This is a genomic window from Rhizobium sp. 01N424 (assembly GCF_056399485.1).
This window is the reverse complement of the sequence record NZ_JBFTRK010000004.1, coordinates 263,375-284,410: the sequence shown is the minus strand read 5'-3', so window position 1 is coordinate 284,410 and position 21,036 is coordinate 263,375. Positions and strand designations below refer to the sequence as shown.

23 protein-coding genes and 1 riboswitch are annotated in these 21,036 nt (G+C 61.8%); of the genes, 11 read left to right on the top strand and 12 right to left on the bottom strand.

Going from position 1 to position 21,036, the window contains the following annotated elements; translation table 11 throughout:
- Positions 1-8: 8 nt before the first annotated feature.
- The 3 genes from minC to AC1DNK_RS14000 form a co-directional block, all read right to left on the bottom strand.
- The gene (gene minC, locus AC1DNK_RS14010) at positions 9-755 is read right to left on the bottom strand and encodes a septum site-determining protein MinC (RefSeq protein ID WP_477941815.1); all 747 of its coding nucleotides are present in this window, start codon (positions 753-755) and stop codon (positions 9-11) included.
- Between the two features lie 131 nt (positions 756-886).
- Complete coding sequence (locus AC1DNK_RS14005; RefSeq protein ID WP_477941669.1) at positions 887-1,825, bottom strand: ABC transporter substrate-binding protein; 939 nt, start codon at positions 1,823-1,825, stop codon at positions 887-889.
- Positions 1,826-1,858: 33 nt separating this feature from the next.
- Entirely contained in the window at positions 1,859-2,599 is a 741-nt protein-coding gene (locus tag AC1DNK_RS14000; RefSeq protein ID WP_477941668.1) for an ABC transporter permease, read from the bottom strand.
- Positions 2,600-2,710: 111 nt separating this feature from the next.
- Positions 2,711-2,813: riboswitch (TPP riboswitch) on the bottom strand.
- A 141-nt stretch (positions 2,814-2,954) separates the two neighbouring features.
- Here AC1DNK_RS14000 and AC1DNK_RS13995 point away from each other — a divergent pair.
- Both AC1DNK_RS13995 and AC1DNK_RS13990 read left to right on the top strand, forming a co-directional pair.
- Positions 2,955-3,587 carry an outer membrane protein gene (locus AC1DNK_RS13995; RefSeq protein ID WP_112388601.1) on the top strand — a complete coding sequence of 211 codons (633 nt, stop codon included), beginning with the start codon at positions 2,955-2,957 and terminating at the stop codon, positions 3,585-3,587.
- Between the two features lie 181 nt (positions 3,588-3,768).
- The gene (locus tag AC1DNK_RS13990) at positions 3,769-4,014 is read left to right on the top strand and encodes a hypothetical protein (RefSeq protein ID WP_112388602.1); all 246 of its coding nucleotides are present in this window, start codon (positions 3,769-3,771) and stop codon (positions 4,012-4,014) included.
- Between the two features lie 74 nt (positions 4,015-4,088).
- On the opposite strand, the gene AC1DNK_RS13985 is transcribed toward AC1DNK_RS13990, so the two are convergent.
- Positions 4,089-5,018, bottom strand: coding sequence for a sugar ABC transporter substrate-binding protein (locus tag AC1DNK_RS13985; RefSeq protein WP_477941667.1), 930 nt, complete (start codon positions 5,016-5,018; stop codon positions 4,089-4,091).
- A 166-nt stretch (positions 5,019-5,184) separates the two neighbouring features.
- Positions 5,185-6,219, bottom strand: a complete 1,035-nt coding sequence (locus AC1DNK_RS13980; RefSeq protein WP_477941665.1) for a sterol desaturase family protein — start codon at positions 6,217-6,219, stop codon at positions 5,185-5,187.
- A gap of 145 nt (positions 6,220-6,364) precedes the next feature.
- Between AC1DNK_RS13980 and AC1DNK_RS13975 the strand changes: the two genes are divergently transcribed.
- Together AC1DNK_RS13975 and AC1DNK_RS13970 are read left to right on the top strand one after the other, a co-directional pair.
- A complete protein-coding gene (locus AC1DNK_RS13975; protein ID WP_477941664.1) occupies positions 6,365-7,375 on the top strand; it encodes a LacI family DNA-binding transcriptional regulator in 1,011 nt (336 codons plus the stop codon).
- A gap of 18 nt (positions 7,376-7,393) precedes the next feature.
- The gene (locus tag AC1DNK_RS13970) at positions 7,394-8,227 is read left to right on the top strand and encodes a sugar phosphate isomerase/epimerase family protein (RefSeq protein WP_477941663.1); all 834 of its coding nucleotides are present in this window, start codon (positions 7,394-7,396) and stop codon (positions 8,225-8,227) included.
- On the opposite strand, the gene AC1DNK_RS13965 is transcribed toward AC1DNK_RS13970, so the two are convergent.
- The 3 genes from AC1DNK_RS13965 to AC1DNK_RS13955 are packed head-to-tail and all read right to left on the bottom strand — an operon-like array spanning position 8,228 to position 10,808.
- Positions 8,228-9,226 (bottom strand): Gfo/Idh/MocA family oxidoreductase, encoded by a 999-nt coding sequence (locus tag AC1DNK_RS13965; protein ID WP_477941661.1) that lies wholly within the window; start codon positions 9,224-9,226, stop codon positions 8,228-8,230.
- Between the two features lie 38 nt (positions 9,227-9,264).
- On the bottom strand, positions 9,265-10,488 hold the full coding sequence (locus AC1DNK_RS13960) for an NAD(P)/FAD-dependent oxidoreductase (protein ID WP_477941660.1): 1,224 nt from the start codon (positions 10,486-10,488) through the stop codon (positions 9,265-9,267).
- Positions 10,489-10,493: 5 nt separating this feature from the next.
- Positions 10,494-10,808 carry a MocE family 2Fe-2S type ferredoxin gene (locus AC1DNK_RS13955; protein WP_477941659.1) on the bottom strand — a complete coding sequence of 105 codons (315 nt, stop codon included), beginning with the start codon at positions 10,806-10,808 and terminating at the stop codon, positions 10,494-10,496.
- Positions 10,809-11,014: 206 nt separating this feature from the next.
- Here AC1DNK_RS13955 and AC1DNK_RS13950 point away from each other — a divergent pair, with 206 nt between their 5' ends.
- From AC1DNK_RS13950 to AC1DNK_RS13925, 6 genes are all read left to right on the top strand, one after another.
- On the top strand, positions 11,015-12,151 hold the full coding sequence (locus AC1DNK_RS13950) for an ROK family transcriptional regulator (protein WP_477941658.1): 1,137 nt from the start codon (positions 11,015-11,017) through the stop codon (positions 12,149-12,151).
- Complete coding sequence (locus AC1DNK_RS13945) at positions 12,148-12,915, top strand: ATP-binding cassette domain-containing protein (RefSeq protein ID WP_112388610.1); 768 nt, start codon at positions 12,148-12,150, stop codon at positions 12,913-12,915. The genes AC1DNK_RS13950 and AC1DNK_RS13945 overlap by 4 nt, the downstream gene beginning before the upstream one ends.
- 34 nt (positions 12,916-12,949) lie before the next feature.
- On the top strand, positions 12,950-13,990 hold the full coding sequence (locus AC1DNK_RS13940) for a sugar ABC transporter substrate-binding protein (RefSeq protein WP_112597077.1): 1,041 nt from the start codon (positions 12,950-12,952) through the stop codon (positions 13,988-13,990).
- 62 nt (positions 13,991-14,052) lie between these two features.
- On the top strand, positions 14,053-15,048 hold the full coding sequence (locus AC1DNK_RS13935; RefSeq protein ID WP_112389025.1) for an ABC transporter permease: 996 nt from the start codon (positions 14,053-14,055) through the stop codon (positions 15,046-15,048).
- The gene (locus AC1DNK_RS13930; RefSeq protein WP_477941655.1) at positions 15,045-15,815 is read left to right on the top strand and encodes an SDR family NAD(P)-dependent oxidoreductase; all 771 of its coding nucleotides are present in this window, start codon (positions 15,045-15,047) and stop codon (positions 15,813-15,815) included. Before AC1DNK_RS13935 ends, AC1DNK_RS13930 begins: the two co-directional genes overlap by 4 nt.
- Before the next feature lie 58 nt (positions 15,816-15,873).
- Complete coding sequence (locus tag AC1DNK_RS13925; protein WP_310291280.1) at positions 15,874-16,308, top strand: response regulator; 435 nt, start codon at positions 15,874-15,876, stop codon at positions 16,306-16,308.
- A 25-nt stretch (positions 16,309-16,333) separates the two neighbouring features.
- Here the strand turns inward: AC1DNK_RS13925 and AC1DNK_RS13920 are convergent, their stop codons facing one another.
- The 3 genes from AC1DNK_RS13920 to AC1DNK_RS13910 all read right to left on the bottom strand — a co-directional run bounded on the left by AC1DNK_RS13920 (position 16,334) and on the right by AC1DNK_RS13910 (position 19,190).
- Positions 16,334-17,137, bottom strand: coding sequence for a PIG-L deacetylase family protein (locus tag AC1DNK_RS13920; RefSeq protein WP_477941654.1), 804 nt, complete (start codon positions 17,135-17,137; stop codon positions 16,334-16,336).
- Positions 17,138-17,187: 50 nt separating this feature from the next.
- A complete protein-coding gene (locus AC1DNK_RS13915; RefSeq protein WP_477941653.1) occupies positions 17,188-18,615 on the bottom strand; it encodes an aldehyde dehydrogenase family protein in 1,428 nt (475 codons plus the stop codon).
- 143 nt (positions 18,616-18,758) lie between these two features.
- The gene (locus tag AC1DNK_RS13910) at positions 18,759-19,190 is read right to left on the bottom strand and encodes an Lrp/AsnC family transcriptional regulator (protein ID WP_442208580.1); all 432 of its coding nucleotides are present in this window, start codon (positions 19,188-19,190) and stop codon (positions 18,759-18,761) included.
- Positions 19,191-19,322: 132 nt separating this feature from the next.
- Here AC1DNK_RS13910 and AC1DNK_RS13905 point away from each other — a divergent pair, with 132 nt between their 5' ends.
- A complete protein-coding gene (locus AC1DNK_RS13905) occupies positions 19,323-20,426 on the top strand; it encodes a saccharopine dehydrogenase family protein (RefSeq protein WP_477941651.1) in 1,104 nt (367 codons plus the stop codon).
- Positions 20,427-20,469: 43 nt separating this feature from the next.
- Here AC1DNK_RS13905 and AC1DNK_RS13900 read toward each other — a convergent pair whose 3' ends face one another.
- Complete coding sequence (locus tag AC1DNK_RS13900) at positions 20,470-20,961, bottom strand: Lrp/AsnC family transcriptional regulator (RefSeq protein ID WP_477941649.1); 492 nt, start codon at positions 20,959-20,961, stop codon at positions 20,470-20,472.
- Positions 20,962-21,036: the final 75 nt, after the last annotated feature.

The following is a 21,036-nucleotide window of genomic DNA, read 5'->3' as shown; positions in this document are numbered from 1 at the left end:
TTCGTCCGTTAAATCAGCCGCGATGCAAGGATCGCGTCGTTTTCGAGCCAGAGCTGCGCAGGCTGGCCGCGCAGTTCGGCAGGCAGATCGTCTGCCGTCTTGTAGATGCCGTCGATCGCCAGCAATTCCGCTTCCAGCTTTCGGCAGAAAATCCGGGCCGACGAGTTGCCGACCGAACCTGCCAGCGCCCGGCCGCGAAGCGCGCCGTAGATATGGATGGAGCCGCCGGCGATAATCTCGGCGCCCGAAGCGACCGATCCGATGATCGTCACGTCGCCTTCCGGGAAGATGATCGACTGGCCCGAGCGCACCGGCTCGTGCAGAACCATCGATGACAACGTGGCGCGTGTTACCTGAACGGGCGCGGTGGCCTGCACCTGCGCCTCGGCCTTCGGCGCCGGCTCCTTCGCCTGCGGCACGTCGGCGACGTCGACATCGGGTGCCGGGCGACCGCCGCTCATGCCCGGCGGCATGGTGGCGTCGAGCTGCGATGGCCGCGCTCCTTCGATGCCCATGATCCGGACGCCGCGTTCGCCAAGCGAAGCGATCATCGACTTCAGCTGAGCCCGGTCCGCCTGGAGATCGGCGACATCGAGGACAACCGGCCTTCCCAGGAAAAAGCCTGCCGAACGCTTGGCCAGATCGTCGAGCCGGACCAGCCATTCATCGAAGGGCAGATCGGGCGTCAAAACGACCGCCAGGAACGAACGGCCTTTGATACGGATGGAGCGCGCGTCGGTTAACACATTAGCAATCTTGGTTAATTTTTGATTGCTTCGGTGTAGCTGCTTCGTGGTTAACAAATAGTTAACGCGCGGCCCCGGCCGCAACGTTCAGTTAACGGCCGGGGACATTTGCACGGCGCCGTGGCAGGGCCGCCACAGGGCTATTTTACCTCGACGGCAAGGTCCTCGACATCGGGTGCGGTCTTCACCAGACCCATCTCCTGCATGAAGGCCCCGAACCGCTGGTAGCGGGCGGTATCGAGCGCCGCGGGACGCTTGGCGAAACGCGGCAGCGTATCGAAGAAGGCCGTGCGGTTCAGTTCGTCGTCGAGAGCAGGATAGGCCTTGACGAACAGCTGCCAGGCTTCCTCGGGATGATTGGTGATGAAGATCGAGGCCTGTTCGACGGCCGCGAGGAAACGTGGCAGCCGCGGATCGGCGATCGAATCGCGATGGGTGACGAAGATCAGCTCGTCATAGGGCGGCACGCCGTTTTCTTCTGGAAAGAATGCCTTGCCCTCATGGCCTTCAAGCTTCATCTGCGTCAGCTCGAAATTGCGGAAGCCGCCGACATTGGCATCGACCTTGCCGGCGATCAGCGATGGCGACAGGGCGAAATTGACGTTGACCAGCTCGACGTCTTCTTTCGTGAGACCGGCGTTTTCCAGCATCCGCTTCAGCATCGCGTCTTCGAAGCCGGTGACGGAAAAGCCGACCTTCTTGCCCTTCAAATCGGCAAGACTCTTGATCGGCCCGTCCGCAAGCACGGTGACGGTGTTGAGCGGCGTCTCGACCAGCGTGCCGACGCGCACCAGCGGCAATCCGGCTTCGTGGTCGAGGTAGAGGTTGGGCTGGTAATGGATGCCAATATCAGCCTGCTTGGCGGAAATCAGACGCGGCACCGCCGAGGGATCGGCCGGCGGGATGAGCTCGACATCCAGCCCTTGCGCTGCAAACAGGCCCTTCTGCCCGGCGATGACAAGCGGTGCGTGGTCGGGGTTGACGAACCATTCCAGCATCACTGTCAGCTTGTCATTGGCAAGCGACGGCGAAGCGAGCGCCACAAGGGCAAGGAAGGTGGCGGATATCAGACGCAGCATGTTGGCTCCATGAATGTGCAGTTTGAAAATCGTTCAGCGCGTGGTTGCCCATGGTGTCCAGCCGGAGGTGAGCCTGTCGACCACCACCCGGCAGATCAGCGTCATCGCTGCCAGCACTGCCATGGCGGCAAAGACCATGTCGGTCTGCATGCGCGCATTGGCCTGGACCATGACGAAGCCGAGGCCTGCCGACGCGCCGACCCATTCGCCGATCACGGCGCCGAGCGGCGCCAGCGGGGCGGCGATCCTCAAGCCTGAAACGAGGGCGGGAACCGCAAGCGGCATCCGGATGCGGACCAGCGTCTGCCAGTGGCTGGCATTTGTCAGCGACACGGCATCGAGGATATCGCGCTCGGTCCGGCGCAGCCCGTCGGCGAAAGCCGAAGCGACGGGAAAGAAGATGATGATCGTTGCCATGGCGACCTTGGAGGCCATGCCGAAGCCGAGCCAAATGACCAGGATCGGCGCCAGCACAAAGACCGGGAAGGCCTGCAGGATCAGCACCAGCGGCCAGACCAGCGCACCGGCGGCCGGAAAGGCCGACAGCACGAAGGCCGCCGCCGCACCCGAGATTGCTCCGCAGAGGAATCCCAGCACGATTTCGAGCGCCGTCGTCAGGCTCTGCTCCAGCAGGAACAGCGGCTGCCGCACAAAGACCGAAGCGACCGAAAGCGGCGAAGGCAGGATGAAATGCGCCGGCGCAAACAGCCAGATGACCGCCTGCCAGATCGCAAGCAGCAAGACTGCACCATAGAGAGCGTTGAGAGGGCGCATCCTTCAGGTGTCAGTGGAAACTGAGGAGCGTGAGCGCGGCAGAACAGACATGGCGAAGCGACCTCCAGACGGCAATGGAGATCCAGGCAAAGCGAAGACGAAGGGAGATACCGGGGCATCTTGTTCCGTTCCTACGCCGGCATGACCCGGATCAGGTTCAAGGGTCCAGCTCAGCGCCATCTCAGCATCGTCAGATGCTCCCCTCGGAATGGGCGGGAAACTGTCGCGTTTTCAAAGGACTGTCAATGGTGGATCCGCCGCCTGCGCAGCGCGCAGGCATTTGTGATCGAAAGGGCTAGAGACTTTTGGCCCGGGGCTACCTATCTAACAGTCATGCAATTTAGGGAGACCGAATATGAAATTCGCTATTCTCACCGTTCTTGCTGCTTCGCTGGCGGGAATATCAGCCCAGGCCGCGGACCTGACACCACCGCCTGCGCCGGTCGAACCGGAGGCGATAACGCCGGTTTTCACCTGGTCTGGCCCGTATATCGGTGCCGAGGGTGGCTATAGCTGGACGACATTCGATCCTGACGGTGCATCCAATGTCGACGCCAACGGCGGGATCCTGGGCGGCTTTGCCGGCTACAACTACCAGTTCGACAATAACTGGGTGATCGGCGTCGAAGGCGATGTCCTCCATAACTGGAACGAAGAGGACACGGCCTTTGGCTCCGTCGAGACGACATGGCAGGGTTCGGTCCGCGCCCGCGTCGGCTATGCCTTCGACAACGCCCTGCTCTACGGAACGGCCGGCTGGGCGATCGCGCGGGCAGAAGGTCATCCGACCGGGGCTTCCGATGTGTCCGACACGCTGAACGGCTGGACGATCGGCGCCGGTATCGACTACGCCTTCACCCAGAACATCTTTGCCCGCGGCGAATATCGCTATACCGACTACGGCAGCGGCAACTTCGGCGGTGCGGCGGGCGGTGATTTCGATCTGAACCAGAACACGATCATGATCGGCGTCGGCGTCAAGTTCTGAGGGGATGGTATGAAATGCGCGATCGCGGACGGCACGCCTTCACCCGGCGTGACGCGAAGCTAGCCGTTTTCCAAAAGTCCCCCCCTACGTGTTCCAACATCCCCGTGGAAAACCGGAACACCGTGTTGCACTAAATTAGGACTTCGACAAAAGTCATTCCTCATGATGAGGAATGCTCACAATGCTGTCGGGTCTCGGGACAATCACCATTACGGACGAGAATTACAGCGAGCACGTGGCCTTCGAACTTGGTGAGCGTGACGGCCTGCTGTTTGGCGGCGAGGAGATTCTGCGGCGGGCGCAGCGCGCCAAGAAAGTATTTCTCTTCCTGCTGACATCGCGGCGCGAGTTGCGCATCCGCATTGCCAATGTCGAGCATTCCTGCGCCAATTTCGTCGTCATCAGCGAACCGCTTCCTGCCACCTGAGAGCGCGGGAAAAGGCCACGAGCGGGTCAGCGCTGCGTGGCCTTCATGACGCTGCCCGTGAGGCGAGCCGCGCCTCAGTTCAGATGTTCGAAATCAGCCATGTTCTTCTCCGTCACCAGCTGGAACGGGATCCAGACCTCGCGGTCGATTTTTTCACCCTTGATCGCCTTCAAAGCCGCATCGATCGAACCCTTGCCCTGACCCTTCGCATCCTGGAAGACCGTGACCTTCAGGTCGCCCGCCTTCATCGCCTGCAGGGCTTCCGGCGTGGCGTCGATACCGGCGACGATGATCTTGTCCGTGGATGCGCCACCATTCTTCAATGCGGAGATGGCGCCGAGTGCCATCTCGTCGTTGTTGGCAAGAACGGCATCGAACTCCAAGCCCGATGTCAGCCAGTTGGAGACCAGATCGGCGCCGTTGACGCGGCTCCAGTTACCGACCTGCTCCTGAGCGACCTTCAGGCCGCTGCATTCGGGCGTCGCGATGACGTCATGGACGTCCTGAGTGCGTTGACGCGCGGCCTGGCTCGTCAGGTCGCCGATCATGACGACGACATTGCCCTTGCCGCCCAGAATGCGACAGACTTCCTTGGTCTGCAGCGTGCCGGATTCGGCCTCGTTGGAACCAACGAAAGCCTGCTGCTTGCCGAGCGTCGAAAGATCGGTCGGCTGAACGTTGACATAGATCAGCGGGATGCCGGCATCCTCGGCGACCTTGCTGAGAGCCGGCGTGCCATCTGAATCGACGGGATCGACGATGATGGCCGAGACGCCGCCGGCAGCGAAATTCTTGACCTGGTCGAGCTGCTTGTTGACGTCCGTCGTCGCATCCTCGATCTGCAGCTCGACACCGACGGACTTGGCATAATCCTGCATGCCGTTGACGATCAGCGTCTGAAAATTGTTGGTGAGCGTCCCCATCGAAACACCGATGCGATCGGCCGCGTGCGCCTGCATAGCAAGCACCAGGGCAACCGCGCTGGTGGTCAGCAATTTCAGCATGTTCTCTCCTCCCAGAGATAAGGCGGCGCCAGCCGGCCGCACGAAAACGTTAGCCGGGGAAGATCGCGCAGTCCGTGGAAAAATTGATGAAAATCCCTCATTTGCAGGGATCCGGACAGCAAAAAGGCCCGGCGGAGAAGCCGGGCCTGCGGGTTGCTTGGGAAGATCAGCCAGCCTGCCGTTCGCGGCGCGCCTTCTTTTCGGCCCGGCGTCTGGCCTGCTCCATGAACCGCTTGTCCATGCGCTCCTGCGCTTCGGATGAACCGTCGTGGAAAGTGCCGAACCACTTGTCGAGCGGGATCACGCCATCGGCGTAGTTGCACTCGAAATACTTGTGGTGAAGGTAGTGGTCGTAGCTGTGCGTATCGATGGCGCTTTCCTCGCCGACGACGATCTTGTCGAAACCGGCATGGCCGGGCGCCGGTGCGAGGCCGGCATGCGCCAGATGGAAGATCGCATGAACCGGGTTCGACGGAACGATCCAATGGATCAGCACGCCGGAGAAATACAGCAGGTGCTCGATCGGGTGCATGGCAAGACCTGACCAGGGGCCGGGATTGACGTTGTTATGATGCAGCTTGTGGACGGCATGATAGAGCGGCGGCCAGTGGATCAGCCGGTGGACCAGATAGAAATGCAGGTCGCGGAATGTAGGGATCAAGAGCATCACCACGGCGTAGTAAACCGGATGCTCGGCGAATGAGACATAGGGAATGATGCCATTGGCGAAGGCCCACAGCGTCAGCACCTCGAAAGCCGTCCAGAGCGGCACGGCGCTGGCGAAAGTCCAGATGACATTATCGACCGTCTGATTGCCGAACAGGAAGGCGTCGTTGCCGACGGAGGGCCATTTGGCATTGAATTTGAAGCTCGTCCCCTGCTTCTTCTGCATGTAGAGGCGCAGGTGGAACGCGCCGAAGAAGACGAAGACGATTGCGGCGTTGCGCACCAGCAGATAGGCAATCCAGCCGATCGAGAAGGTCTTTGCGGTCTCGAGCGACGGCGTTGCATAGAGCCAGAGCAGCGTGCCGATCGCCGCATAGAGCACGTTCCACGGCATCAGGTAGCCCGGATAGCCGAACACCCATTTCAGGAAACGGAGCGGCTGCACCGGCCAGATGAAGACTGGCGGATACTGAATAAGCTTGGAAGGCGCCCAGTCGCCACGTTTGTTGCGCTTTCCGTAAAGTGTGTCGTCCATCTGATATCCTCCAACTCGTGCCGGAAAATTACCGCAGCAACAGTGCCGTTTCCCATCGCTGTCTTGATGTGTTTTGATCAACTGAGCGATTTCGCCAGAGGCGCTGCAATGCTTGACTGTCGAGCGGAGTTTTGGGGAGGTTTTGATGAAAAAGACGACACTGCAGGATGTCGCCACAGAGGCCCGGCTTGGCATCGCCACCGTCGAGCGCGTCATCAACGGCCGCGGCGGCGTCACCGAGAAGACGGCAGAAAAGGTGATCCGTGCGGCCAAGAAACTTGGCTACGGCGAGCGCTCGACGGAAACGCATCGCGGCGCCATCCGCATCGAGGTCATTCTGGTGCGCCCTGAAACCAGCTTCTTCGCCCGGTTGAACCAGGCCTTCGAGCGCATTGCCGCCTCGCTTGACCGCGCCGTCATCCTGCACCGCACCTTCATCAAGGAAAGCGATCCGATCGGCATGGCCCATCACATCGCCAATCCGAGCTTCCGCCGCTCCGGGCTGATCATCTGCGCGCAGGACCACCCGAAGGTCATCGAGAGCCTGCGGCGGGTGCGTGCCGCGGGCGTCGAGGTTGCCCAGGTCGTCACCCGCTGCGACGACCCCGAGGTCCCCTATCTTGGCATCGACAATTATGCCGCCGGGCGCAGCGCCGCCTATTACATGTCCGGCATGCTGGCGGCCCGGCGCGGAAACTTCGCCGCGATCTGTCATAGCGGCGCCTATTCGAACCACCGCCAGCGCATCCAGGGCTTTTCCGATTACGTCACCGAGAAGGGCGCCAATGGCCACGCGGTATCGCTGGTGATGATGGGACGCGACGATGATCTGCAATGCGCGGAACTGCTCGGCGAGGCGCTGCGCCGCGATCCTGAAATCATCGGCGTCTATTCGGCCGGCGGCGGCGACGAAGGTGTCGCCATCGTCCTGCAGCAATGGGCCAGGCAGCGTGATATCTTCTGGGTCGGTCATGAGCTCACCGAGAAGAAGAAGCGCTATCTGGAAACCGGCCTGCTGGATATCTGTCTCGACCAGGCGCCCGAAGTGCAGGCGCGGCGCTCCGTCGATCTCATCCTGCGCAAGCTCGACATCATCCGCACCGAGGTCATCACCGATCCGGTGCGCTTCATGACGGTCAGTGCCCAGAACCTCTAACCAACGACGAGGCCACCGATGCAATCCCTCACCGTCTTCCAATCCCTGTGGGCCATGGAGCTTCGAAGCGCACTCACCCCGGAGCGCCCGCTCGAGGAGAATATCGACCTGATATCCGAGGCCGGTTTCGACGGCGTGAGCGCCCACTGGTATGACCGCACCTATGTCCGGCCACTTGCCGCTTTGCTGAAGGACCACGGCTTGAAGGCGGAGGGGCAATGCTTTCCGAAGACGATCGACGAGCTGAAACCGGCGCTGGAAAATGCCGCAGAATTTGATGTCTCGCATCTTTGCCTGCAGCCGGACGTCCGGCTGCGCCGGATCGAGGATTGCCTGCCGCTGCTGGAGGGCTGGCATCGGCTTTCCGAGGAGGCTGGCATTCCGGTCTTTATCGAGACGCATCGCGACCGGATGACCACCGACCTGTTCTTCACCCTCGACCTGATGGACCGGCTTCCGGATCTGAAACTGCTCGGCGATCTCTCGCATTTTCTTGTTGGCCGCGAGTTCGCCTGGCCGGTCTCCGATGAGAACCACGAACTGATGCAGCGCGTTCTCGACAGCTCCTGGGCCTTTCATGGCCGCGTTGCCTCGCGCGAGCAGGTGCAGATCGAGATCTCCTTCCCGCATCACCGGCCGTGGGTCGATCTGTTCATGGGCTGGTGGGATTACGGTTTCCGCAGCTGGCGGCAGCGGGCAGGCGCCAACGACGCCCTCGCCTTCACCTGCGAGCTCGGCCCGAAACCCTATGCCATCACCGGCCGCGACGGCGAAGACAGCACCGACCGCTGGCAGGAGGCGCTGCTTCTGAAGGACGAGATCCGGGCGCTCTGGGCCCGGACTGCCGCGTAATCAGTAGAAATCGGGTTTTTCGGGTCGCGGGACCGCCACCCGCTCGCCCGATTTCCATGCCTGAAGACAGGCCTTGGTGACCTGCATCGCCATGAAGCCGTCCCAGGCGCTGGCGCCGGTCGGCTGCCCGGTGAGTATCCCGGACGTCCAGGCTTCCAGCTGTGCTCGGTAGGCCTGCCGGAACCTCGGCCGCCAATCAGGCGGGGTCCGGAAACCGTCATGGCCCTTTGCACGAAGCGTCGTATGCGGCGACGGATCCAGCGATACCGTTCCGTCCTCGCAGACGAGCTCGGCGCGGACGTCATATCCGTATTGGGCGTCGGTGAAGACCTCGATGTCGATCACGACGCCAGATGCCGTCTGCAACAGGATGAATTGCGGCTGGCGGTTCGGCGCATTCCGCGTCGGCGGCGGGCTGGTGACGAAGGCCGAGGCAATCTCTTCGTCCAGCAGGAAGCGGGCAATATCGAATTCGTGGCCTGCAGAATTGGCAATCACCAGATCCGAGGTCAGATAATCGGGCGCCACCGCGTTGCGGTGGATGCAGTGGAGAAACAGCGCATGGCCGAGTTCGCCCGATTGCAGCGTATGCTTCATCTCGCGATAGCCGGGATCGAAGCGGCGCATGAAACCGACCTGCACCAGACGGCGCCCGGCATTGGTTTCGGCACTGATGATCGCCTCGGCATCCTCGATGCCGGCCGCAAGCGGCTTTTCCACCAGCACCGGCTTGCCGGCGGCAATCGCCTTCAGCGCCAGCGCAGCGTGCGTTTCATCGGGCGAACAGACCATGACGGCGTCGACATCCGGGTCGGCGATCAGCTCATCCGCACCGGCAAAAACACGAGCACCAGAGGCCTCGCCAACGGCGATCGCGCGCTCCCGGCTGAAGTCCTGCACAGCGATGAGCCGCGCATTGGCGACACCTTCCGCAAGGATCGCCGCATGGTCGCTCCCCATCACGCCGGTGCCGATGATACCGATCTTGACCTCTGCCATTGATGTTCCTTTCGGGATTCCGCTTTCGGTGATCCAAGCTAAGCGCGCGGCAACAGTGATTTCAAGTTCACCGACGGCTGCGAAAGGTCTGCGGCATCGGGTTTTGCCCGCTTGGCGATCAGCATCTCGGCGAGGCGGATATCCTTGGCGATGCGGTTGCCTGGTCCAAAGCCACTGGCGGCCAGCAGGCGCCCGTCCTCCGCGAGGTGGAAGAGAATGAATGTCCCGGGCTCGATTTCCCGGCGCACGCTTGTGACCGCGCCGTCGGCGAGACCGGCGATCTGCAGCGTGCAATCATATTGATCCGACCAGAACCACGGGACGGCCTCGTAGGCGCTGACCGCGCCCAGCATGCCGGCGGCCGCGTGCGCGCCCTGATCCTGCGCATTGCGCCAGGCCTCCAGCCGGATTCGCTTGGCCTCATACGGAAAGGAACAGCAATCCCCGGCCGCAAAAATTGCCGGATCCGAGGTTTGCAGGCTCGCATCGACGGCAATGCCGTTGTCGACGGTGAGACCGGCCTTCACAGCCAGTTCGGCGCGAGGCTGAGCGCCAATGCCCACCACCAGCGTACCGGCTTTCAGGATTTCACCGGTGCGGAGGGCCAGGACGACACCATCGCTGTCACCGGAGAGCCGCTCGATACCGGCGCCGCACACGATCCGCACGCCGTTGCCTTCATGAAGCGCCTGGACCTTTGCGGCAATTTCCTCAGGCACGCCCCGCATCAGAATGCGCGGCAATGCCTCGATGACGGTGACCTCAAGCCCGCGCTGGCGGGCAGCTGCCGCCAATTCCAGGCCGATAAAGCCCGCGCCGATGATCGCGACGTGGCCGCCCGCCGTCAGACGCGCGGCAAGGCCCGCCGCATCGTCATGGGTTCGCAGATAGAAGACATGGTCGAGCCCCTCCGCCGCGGGCAGGCGCCGCGGGGCCGCACCAGTCGCGATCAGCAGCCTGTCGTAAGGAATTTGCCGGCCGCGTGCCAATTCGACGGTGCGGCGCTCGCGATCGATCGCGGTGGCGGCATCGCCAGCGACCACGACGATACCGCGTTCGTCATATTGCTGCTGCCCCGCGATAAAAGGCGGCTCGGCGCCATCAGGCGCCAGCATATGCTGCTTGGAAAGCGGCGGCCGCTCGTAAGGCAGATGCCGCTCGTCGCCAATAAGCGTGATCGATCCGTCGAAGCCCCGATCGCGAAGCGCGAAGGCCGCGCGCGCGCCGCACTGGCCGCCGCCGATGATGACGAAATGCTGCATCGGCCTCACTCCAGCCCGAGAAACACAGCACCGTCTTCGACCTTGACCGGATAGGTGCGGAGATTGACGCAGACAGGCGCACCCCTCGCCTCGCCGGTGCGATAGTCGAAGCGCCCGTTGTGTTTTGGACATTCGACGATGTGGTCCATGACCAGACCATCGGCGAGATGGACCTTCTCGTGGGTACACATCCCATCCGTCGCATAGAAGCTGTCATCGGGGCTGCGGTAGACGGCGAAGGTCTTTCCGCCGTGATCAAAACGGATCACGTCCTCGTTCTCGACATCATCGATCTCGCAGGCTTTCACCCAGTTGCTCATCCGATCCTCCCGAATACATCGCGTTTGATCAGAACCTAGGCGATCGGCCGGAAAATCGCGGTCAGATTCTTGATCAAAACCCATCAATTCGAACGGCGGGGATACCATCTCGACAGGACCAAAACAGCATGTCGGAGCTATTTATGAAAACCATTTGACTAAATAAAAACTCGGTGCCAAGCTGACGGCATTCTGAGGGCTGTGGCATGACATTGCGTGGTACCAATCAGGAATCAGGGCGTCCGTATAACCGGCGTATCGTTCTCGAAGCGATCCGGTTGAACGGCCCGGTGACGCGCGCAGACATCGCCAAGCGCGTCAGCCTGACGGTGCAGACAGTCTCCACCATCGTCCGTGAACTCGAAGAGCAGGGCTACATCCTCTCGGTCCGTGAGGAGCCGAAAGGGCGCGGCATTCCGCCATCGGTGCTGACGATCAATCCGCAGGGCGGCTATGTCGCCGGCATCCATCTGACCCCGCTCGGCATCGACGCGGCACTGGTCGATCTCAACGGCAATATCGTCGAAAGCGCCTATCGCACCGCGCCGAACGTCGCGCCCGATCTTGCTTTCCAGCTGATCGGCGAGCTGGTCTCAGAACTTCGCGCCGGCGGCAGCAAGCGCATCCTGGGGGCCGGCATGGCGCTGCCGGGTCCCTTCGGCGTCGACTCCATGAGCTTCATCGGTGCGACCACCATGGCAGGCTGGAAAGACGTGCCGCTCAAGGAGCGGCTGGCGGAAGCCGCCGATCTTCCTGCTTTCATCGACACGGACATGGCCTGTGCGGCACTCGGCGAACAGCTCTATGGAATTGGCTCGCAATTCTCCAACTACTATTATCTCTATTTCGGCGTCGGCCTCGGCGGCGCCATGGTTCATGACGGGGCCGTGATGCGCGGCGGCTGGGGCAATGCCGGCGAAATCGGCCATATCCCGGCGGTACCGGATGGCGAGCCCTGCCCTTGCGGCAACAGCGGCTGCCTCGAACGCTATCTTTCTCTCGACGCCTTCAATCGCCGCGGCGTCTCGCAGCAGATGTGGGCCGAGGAAATCCGGCCGATCTTCCACAACGCCGTCCGCACCATCGAAAACCTGCTCGACCCGCAGACGATCGTGCTCGGCGGACTGGCGCCCCCCGACCTCATCGAAAAGCTGGTGGCCTCGGCCGGCCTGCCGAATTCCGTCGCCGCCCGCAATGATCGAAAGCATCCGCGGCTGGTCATGGCGAGCGATTGCCAGAACTCGGTGCTCCGCGGCGCGGCAGCGCTTGCCGTCTCCAGCCTGCTGTCGCCGCGCTTCGGCCAGATGTTTTCCACCCCCGACGAGAAAGGGATCGCCGCATGAGCGAACCGCTGCTGGTGCTCGACAATATCCGCAAGAATTTCGGCGCCATCGAAGCGCTGAAGGGCGTCAGCTTCTCGATCGGCAAGGGCGAGGTCGTGGCGCTGCTGGGCGATAATGGCGCCGGCAAGTCGACGCTGGTGAAGATCATTTCCGGCGGGCTGGAACCATCCTCCGGCCGCATGCTGTTCGAGGGTCGCGACTATGTGGCCAAGACCCCGGCCGAGGCAAAGGCCGCCGGTGTCGAGACGGTCTATCAGGACCTGTCGCTTGCCACCAATGTCGATGTCGTCGCCAATTTCTTCATGGGCCGCGAAATCACCCGCAAGGTCCTCGGCATTCCATTCCTCGACGAGCGGGCGATGGAGAAAGTCGTCGGCGATGCGCTTGCCAATGCCGGCACCCGCATCCCGTCGCTCCGCACCAAGGTGGAGCATCTTTCCGGCGGCCAGCGCCAGGCGATCGAGCTCAACCGCTTCGTCCACTGGGGCGGCAAGCTGGTGCTGCTCGATGAACCCTTTGCCGCACTCGGCGTCGAGCAGACGCGCCGCGGCCTGGAGATGATCCGCCATGTTGCCAACCAGGGCATCGGCGTCGTCATCATCACCCACATCATGCAGCAGGCCTTTCAGGTCGCTGACCGGATCGTGGTGATCCGCCAGGGCGTCGTCGCAGGCGACGTCGAGACATCAAAGACCAACGCAGACGCGGTGATCGAAATGATCACCGGACAAAGCCTCGCCGGTGCCGGACCGGTGAGACCATAAAAATTGAGGGTCCGGCGCAAAAGGAGAGAACGACATGAAGCGAATAGCCTTAGCCGCGCTGACCGTTCTGGCGCTCGGCATCTCATTGATGACGACTGCCTTCGCGCAATCGAAGGGAACGGTCTATTACCTCGTCCCGACACTGCTCGATGAATTCCAGACCGGCTCGGTCAGCGCGCTTGAGATGTTTCTCAAGCAGACCGGCTACGAAATGAAGACGCTGAACGCCGACAACAAGACGGATGCGCAGCAGTCGCAGATGAACGACGTCATTGCGCTGAAGCCTGCGGCGATCATTCTGGCCGCCGTCGATTTCAACGCGCTGAAACCATCGATCGAGGCCGCACGCGCCGCCGGTATCCCGGTCGTCGAGTTCGACCGCCAGATCACTTCGACACAGTCGGACTTCACGTCGGTCGCCGGAACGATCGAGATCGGCTACGTGGCCGCCGAACAGGCAGAAAAGCTGCTGAAGGCCAAGAATGGCGACGTGAAGGGCAAGGTTCTCCAGGTTCTCGGCGATCCCGGCGACCCCTACACGCTCGACATCCAGAAGGGCTTCGAAGAGAAGATGAAGGCCTTCCCGGGCGTGAAGATCATCTCGGTGCCTGCCATGCAGTGGGAAGCCAGCAACGCCGGAACGATCGTTTCCGACCAGATGCTCGCCAATCCTGACATCGATTTGATCTTCAGCCATGCGGCGCATCTCTCGGTCGCCGCCGTCGCTTCGCTCGAAGCCGCCGGCAAGAAGCCGGGCGACGTGATGCTGATGAGCTCGAACGGCGCTCCCGTCGGTCTCGACCTGATCCGCAAGGGCTGGCTGAATGTCGAAGTCGAGCAGCCGCTTTACGCACAGGCCGCTGCCGTCGCCATCTTCATGGACAAGATCGCCAAGAAGCAAGAAATCAAGCCCGGCGAATATGACGTGCTCGGCTTGAAGGGCGTCGTCACCAAGGAAGCATGGGGTCCGAACATCAAGATCCCGGGTGCTGCCATCACTAAAGAGAATGTCGACGATCCGGCTTTCTGGGGCAACCAGAAAGCACCGACCTCGCAGGTCAAATCGGTCGAATGAGCGACATCCAAGCGCCCGGGCTTCACGGCCCGGGCTCCCTCCCCAGCAACCGGAACGGCCTGATGACACCTCGCACGCGTCAATTCTTTGAGCTCGTCCTCGACAATCTCGTCTGGTTCATGCTCATCTTCGTGCTCGCCGTCTTTTCGGCGTTCGTCCCGAACTATTTCCAGCTTGGCATCTTCGCCAATATCATCGAGGCCTCCAGCGTCCTCGGCGTCATGTCGATCGGCCTGTCGCTTGTCATCATCGCCGGACATATGGACCTCTCGGTGGAGTCAGTTGCGGCGCTGTCGGCCATGGCGGTCGGCATCCTGTTCTGCTCGGCCGGCATCGGCATCGGCTTCACGCTGAGCCCGGAATGGCTGATGGTGCCGGTCTCGCTGCTGATCGCCCTTGCCGTCGGCGGGCTGATCGGACTGCTCAACGGCTTCCTGATCGTCAAGGTGAAGATGAATGCCTTCATCATCACGCTGGCCTCCTATATCTGGGTGCGCGGCATCGTGCTTGCCGTCTCGGGCGGCCGCTCCGCACAGGATCTGGCACCCGCCATCCGCTGGTTCGGTATTCAGAGACTGATCGGCCTGCCACTGACGGCCTGGATCGCGATCTTCTGCTTCGTGCTGTTTTCGGTGATCATGGCCAAGACCCCCTTCGGCCGTCATCTGACGATGATCGGCGGCAACGAGACGGCAACGTTCCGCGCCGGCATTCCCGTCCAGCGCAACCTGATCATCGCCTTCGTCATGGCAGGCGCGATCGCCGGTCTCGCCGGCTGGTTGCTGGCGATCCGCACCTCGGGCGCGACTGCCAATCTCGGCGTCGGCCTGCTGTTCAACGCCTTTGCGGCCGTCGTCATTGGCGGCGTCAGCCTGAAGGGCGGCGTCGGCGCGCTCCCCGGTGTCTATGCCGGCGTGCTGCTGCTGTCGTCGATCAACACCGCCATCAATCTCATGGGCCTGCCCGCCAATTTCACCCAGGTGATCCACGGCTTCCTGGTGTTGGCGGCGGTCCTTCTCGATACATTCAAGCAAAAACTGCGTCAGAGGCTCGCATGACTGGAAGACTGGACGGAAAAATCGCGGTTGTCATCGGCGCCGCCCGCGGCATCGGCAAGGCGACGGCCAAGCGCTTTCAGGAAGAGGGCGCTACCATTATCCTCGCCGACTACGAAGAGGAAGGCGGACGCGCCGCCGCCGAAGATCTCGGCGTCACCTTCTTCAAGACCGACATCTCGAAGATGGAGGACGCCAAGGCTGTCGTCGGCTTCGCGGTCGGGACCTATGGCAGGATCGACATCATCGTCCAGAATGCCGGCGTCTATCCCTGGCAGCTGATCGAGGATACCAGCCCCGAGGACTGGGACAACGTCATCGCCGTCAATCTGCGCGGCTCCTTCAATGCGGCGCGCGCAGCGCTCGACCCGATGCGAAAGCAGGGCTATGGCCGCATCCTCTTCACCTCGTCGATCACGGGGCCGCGCGTCACCAGCCCCGGCCACGGGCACTATTCGGCGACAAAGGCCGGGATCAACGGCTTCATCCGCGCTGCCGCGCTCGAATTCTCCTCCTATGGCATCACCGTCAACGGCGTCGAGCCGGGCAACATCATGACCGAGGCGATGCAGCTTCACCGCGGCCCGGCCTTCATCAAAAACATGGAGGATGCCATTCCGCTCGGCAGGCTCGGCAGCCCGCGCGATGTCGCCAATGCCTTCCTGTTCCTCGCCTCCGATGATGCGAGCTACATCACCGGCACGACGATCGTCGTCGATGGCGGGCAGCTTCTGCCGGAGGGAAGCGATTTCAGGCTCCTGCCTCCGTGAGCTGGCGGCGGTCCTCACGGTCTCGTGAGCGAAGTCGGCCGCCCGTCTCTTGACCTTCGTGACTGCTTCCCTACTTCGCAACTCGGGCGAAGAAGTTGGGAATGACATGAAGGTATTGATCGTAGAGGACGAGGGCATCATTGCCTGGGACCTCGAGAGCATGGTGCTCGACAACGGGTTCGAGGTTGCAGGACTCGCAAGGACAGAGATTGAGGCGCTCTCGCTGGCACGGCGCGCCGATATCGCGCTCGTCGACGTCCAGCTGGCGGATGGCCCGACCGGGCCGCAGATCGCCCGCACGCTGATCGATCTCTATGGCATCGAGGTCGTCTTCATGACTGGCAATCCCGAAATTGTCGCGGGCTTCGAGGGCGCCGTCGGCGTCGTCACCAAGCCGCATCACCTCGACAAGGTCAAGTCGGCGCTGATGGATGCGCTGGCTGCCAGAACCCGCAAACGGGATGCCAGGTCCAGCGGCGCGACGGCTGCCTGATGTAGTTCGCTGCAGCGGAAGGCCGTCAGCTTTCCGCCCGCCAGAACCGTTCCCTGAATCCGGTTCCGGACGCGTCCCTCATGTAGCTCCTCAGTTCCCACTCGGCATCGAGGCCGGGGAAGATTTCGGCGATCTGCGATTCATATTTCAAGATTGCCGCGAACTTGCGCTCGAAATCGATGTCGATATCGACATGATTCCTGACCGTCCAATTGGTCCGCGCCAGTGCAGCCGGCACGCTGTCCGGATAACCGGGCGGGAAGAAGCCGGCGGCATAGGGAATGTCCTCATAGAGATAAATATCGGCGTTCCAGGCAGCACTGCATTTGCGGAACGTCTCGGTGGTCACGACATGATCCAGATGGCGGCCGACCGCCAGCGGGCAGAGGACGATCGTCGGGCGCACCGCGGCGAACCATTCCGCCAGCAAATCCTCCAGCGGCCCCCAAGCCGGATCCTGATCCGATGGCGGCGAGAAGACCGCCTCCCGGGTCGCGTAAAGGGAGATGCCATCGCGGTCTCTGCGATAGATCGAATCCGTCATGCCGCCATGAATGTAATCGGCGCCGAGGAGCGCGATTGAGGCGATATCCTCCTCGCGCCTGACGGCATAGGGATTTGCGCCGAGCCCCCACCATTCATGCAGCTCGCGAACCAGCGGTGACGGCTCGCCCTGCAGATCGGCATCACCGGTAAAGATCGTCGCCGCGACGACATGGGCGCCATCCTTCACGGCCCTGTCCATCAGCCCACCGGCGCTGAGAACGGCGTCGTCGAGATGCGGTGAGAGGATAAGGACGCGGTCGTCCCGGGTGAGCTTGTCGAGCATTGCGGCATCCGTTCGAGTGGCGATCTGCCTTACAGACATCAGACGCCGGATTATTCACCCCAGCCGACAACACCCTTGATTTCAAGGAAATCGTGGATCGCCCAATCGGCGTATTCGCGGCCGTTGCCCGACTGCTTGTAGCCGCCGAAGGGTGCGAATGTGTCCCAGTCCGGATAGTTGAGATAGACCGAACCAGCGCGCATGCGCTTGGCCACGGCACGGGCATGCTCGATATCGGTCGACTGGATATAGGCGGCGAGACCGTAGACCGTATCGTTGGCGATGCGAACGGCATCCTCGTCGTTCTCGTAGGAGATGATCGAGAGAACCGGCCCGAAGATCTCCTCGCGCGCAATCGTCATGCCGGGCGTGACATGGCCGAAGACAGTCGGGCGGATATAATAGCCGCGGTTCAGCCCCTCCGGCCTGCCGGGACCGCCGGTGACCAGCGTTGCACCTTCGCTGATGCCGCTCTCGATCAGGCGCTGGATCTTGTCATACTGGATCTGGCTGACGACGGGGCCGAGATCGACGCCTTCGGCGTGCGGATCGCCGGTCTTGAATGCTTCGGCTGCCTTTTTGGCGATGGCAAGCACCTCGTTGTGGCGGCCTGCCGGTACCAGCATCCGGGTCGGCGCATCGCAGGACTGGCCAGAGTTGCCGAAGCAGCCCTCGACGCCCTTGGCGACAGCCGTTTCGAAATCGGCATCGTCGAGGATGATGTTCGCCGACTTGCCGCCGAGTTCCTGCGCCACACGCTTGACCGTATCGGCTGCCGTCTTCGCGACGATGATGCCGGCGCGCGTCGAACCCGTGAACGAGACCATATCGACATCAGGGTGGCCAGCCATGACCTGGCCGACATCGGGACCGGTGCCATTCACCAGATTGAACACGCCCTTCGGCGTTCCCGCGGCCGCCATCACCTCGGCGAAGATGATGCCGCTGATCGGCGCGATTTCCGATGGCTTGAGAACGACCGTGCAGCCTGCGGCGATCGCCGGAGCCACCTTGCAGACGATCTGGTTTAGCGGCCAGTTCCAGGGGGTGATCAGCGCGCAAACGCCGATCGGCTCCTTGACGACGGTGGTCGTGCCGCGCTTTTCGCTGAATGTGTACTCCTCGAACGCGGCGATCGTCGCTTCCATGTGGGCGCGCCCCACCCCGGCCTGCGAATCGCGGGCGAATGGCAGCGGCGCACCCATTTCCTGACTGACGGCCTGGGCGATATCTTCGAAGCGCTCATTATAGCATTCGAGAATCCGCTTCAGCAGCGCCAGACGCTCCTCCTTCGAGGTCAGCGAGAAAGTTTCGAACGCCTGCTTCGCAGCCGCAACAGCCTTGTCAACATCGGCTGCGGAGCCGCCGGAGATCGAGGTATAGGTTTCTTCGGTCGATGGATCGATCACCTCGATCGTCTTCGGCACCACAGGATCGACCCACTCGCCGTCGATGAAGAATTTCAGGTGGTTATTCATGTGTTCTCCAATGCCGTTGATAGCTCAGGCGCGGGCAGCGCGATTGCGCTCGACCGGTGTCATTGACGGACACTAGCCGAACTTCGGAAATGTGAAATAGCAATTGCGAGGCAATCTCTGCCGCCGCCACGCGGCGGTGTTTCTCACCGGGCAAACCGTGTCGAGAGAATGATCGAGGACAGCGTGCGGTCGACGCCATCGATCGCCCCGATCCTGTCGATCACCTGGTCGAGCTCCGATATCGACGGCGCGGCGATCAGCGCGATCAGGTCGAACGATCCGCTGACGGAATGCAGCGCGGTTACCGCCTGCATCTTGTCGAGGGCCGATGTCACCTGCGCCAGGGCCTTGGGCGCGATGGTGATCAGGATATGCGCCCGGATCAGCCCCGAGGCATAGGCATCCGACAGCCTGACGCCATATCCGGCGATCACGCCCTCGCGCTCGAGCCGTTCCAGCCTCGCCTGCACCGTCGTTCGCGACAGCGACAGTTTCTTGGCCAAGGTGGCAACCGGCAGGCGGGCATTTTCGCCGAGCAGCGCCAACAGCTCCCGGTCCTTCACGCTCAGATCCATCGCTCTACACTCCGCAAAAATTGATCAGCAAACTGATTTAATATGGCCGTCGTTTTGCGCATTCTGCCGCTATTCTATGTGAAGTCCACTGCTAGGCTTATAAAAATCCTATAAACGTCATCGAGGGCTGATATGAAAGAAGTTGTTGTTGCAGGCGCAGGCAAGATCGGTGGCGCCATCGCCTTGATGCTGGCCGATACGGGCGCGTACAAGGTGCTGGTCGTGGACCGCAGCGCCGAGCAGACCGAGCGGGTCGAGCGGCATCCGGCGATCTCGACCGCCGTGCTGGATATTTCCAGCCATGCGGATCTGGTGGCAACGCTCAAGGGCAAGTTCGCCGTCCTGTCGGCAGCGCCCTTCAATCTGACCGGCCTGATCGCCGAGGCGGCACTTGCCGCAGGCGTGCACTATCTCGACCTGACGGAAGACGTCGCGACGACCAAGAAGGTCGAAGCACTGGCAGAAAATGCGGAAAGCGCCTTCATTCCTCAGTGCGGCCTGGCACCGGGCTTCATCTCCATCGTCGCCAACGATCTGGCCAAGCGCTTCGACAAGCTCGACAGCGTGCGCATGCGCGTCGGCGCGCTGCCGCAATATCCGTCCAACGCTCTGAACTATAACCTCACCTGGAGCACCGACGGCCTGATCAACGAATATATCGAACCCTGCGAGGCGATCGTCGAAGGCAAGTTCATCACCGTACCGGCGATGGAAGAACGCGAAGAGTTTTCACTCGACGGCGTGACCTATGAGGCGTTCAACACCTCTGGCGGACTGGGTACGCTTGCCAAGTCGCTGGAAGGCCGCGTGCGGACGATGAACTACCGCACGATCCGCTATCCCGGCCATCAGGCGATCATCAAGGCGCTCCTGAACGATCTCAACCTGAAAAACCGCCGCGACGTGCTGAAGGACCTGTTCGAGCATGCGCTGCCCGCCACCATGCAGGATGTGGTCATCGTCTTCGTAACGGTTTGCGGATGGAAGGACGATCGTTACCTCCAGGAAACCTATGCCAACAAGGTCTATTCCGGCGTCGTTGCCGGCCGCAAGATGAGCGCGATCCAGATCACCACCGCAGCAGGCATCACCGGCGTGCTCGATCTTCTTGCGAACGGCAAGCTGCCGGCCAAGGGCTTCGTGCGCCAGGAAGAAATCGCTCTCGCCGACTTCCTCGACAACCGCTTCGGCCAGTTCTACAGCCCCGAAGCCGCGCGCCTCAAGGCAGCTGGCTGAACCAGCCCTCAGAAATCGAACTTCGGCCGATCAAGCCGCAGTTTCAAAGGCTGGGATTGAATTTGTCCCAGCCTTCCTTGACCGTTTCCATCGCCGGATTGGTCGATGTGCTCGCGACATGCGGCAGCGTCGAAATCTTCTCGCCGAGAACACGGCGGTATCTTGCGATGTCGCGGGTGCGAACCTTCAGCAGGTAATCGAAGCGCCCGGCGATCATGTGGCACTGTTCGACCTCCTTGATCTTCTTGACAGCATCGTTGAAGCTCTTCAGCGCGCCCTCGGTCGTGTTCGAGAGCTTGACCTCGACGAAGGCGATATGGTCGAGTTCCATCTTCGCCGGATTGAGCACCGCCCGGAAACCCTCGATATAGCCTTCCGCAATCAGCCGCTTGAACCGGATCTGGCATGGCGTATTCGACAGACCGACGCGCGCTGCCAGGTCTGTGATTGAGATCCGCCCATCTTCCGACAGGGCTTCCAGTATCTTTCTGTCCAGCTGGTCGAGTTCACTAAACAAGGCTGTCTCTTTAGGCATATTAGCATCCCAATCGCGATATCTATGGATAATTGCCACTGAAATCGCCCTCAATCAAGTTGGATCGACCAGGCA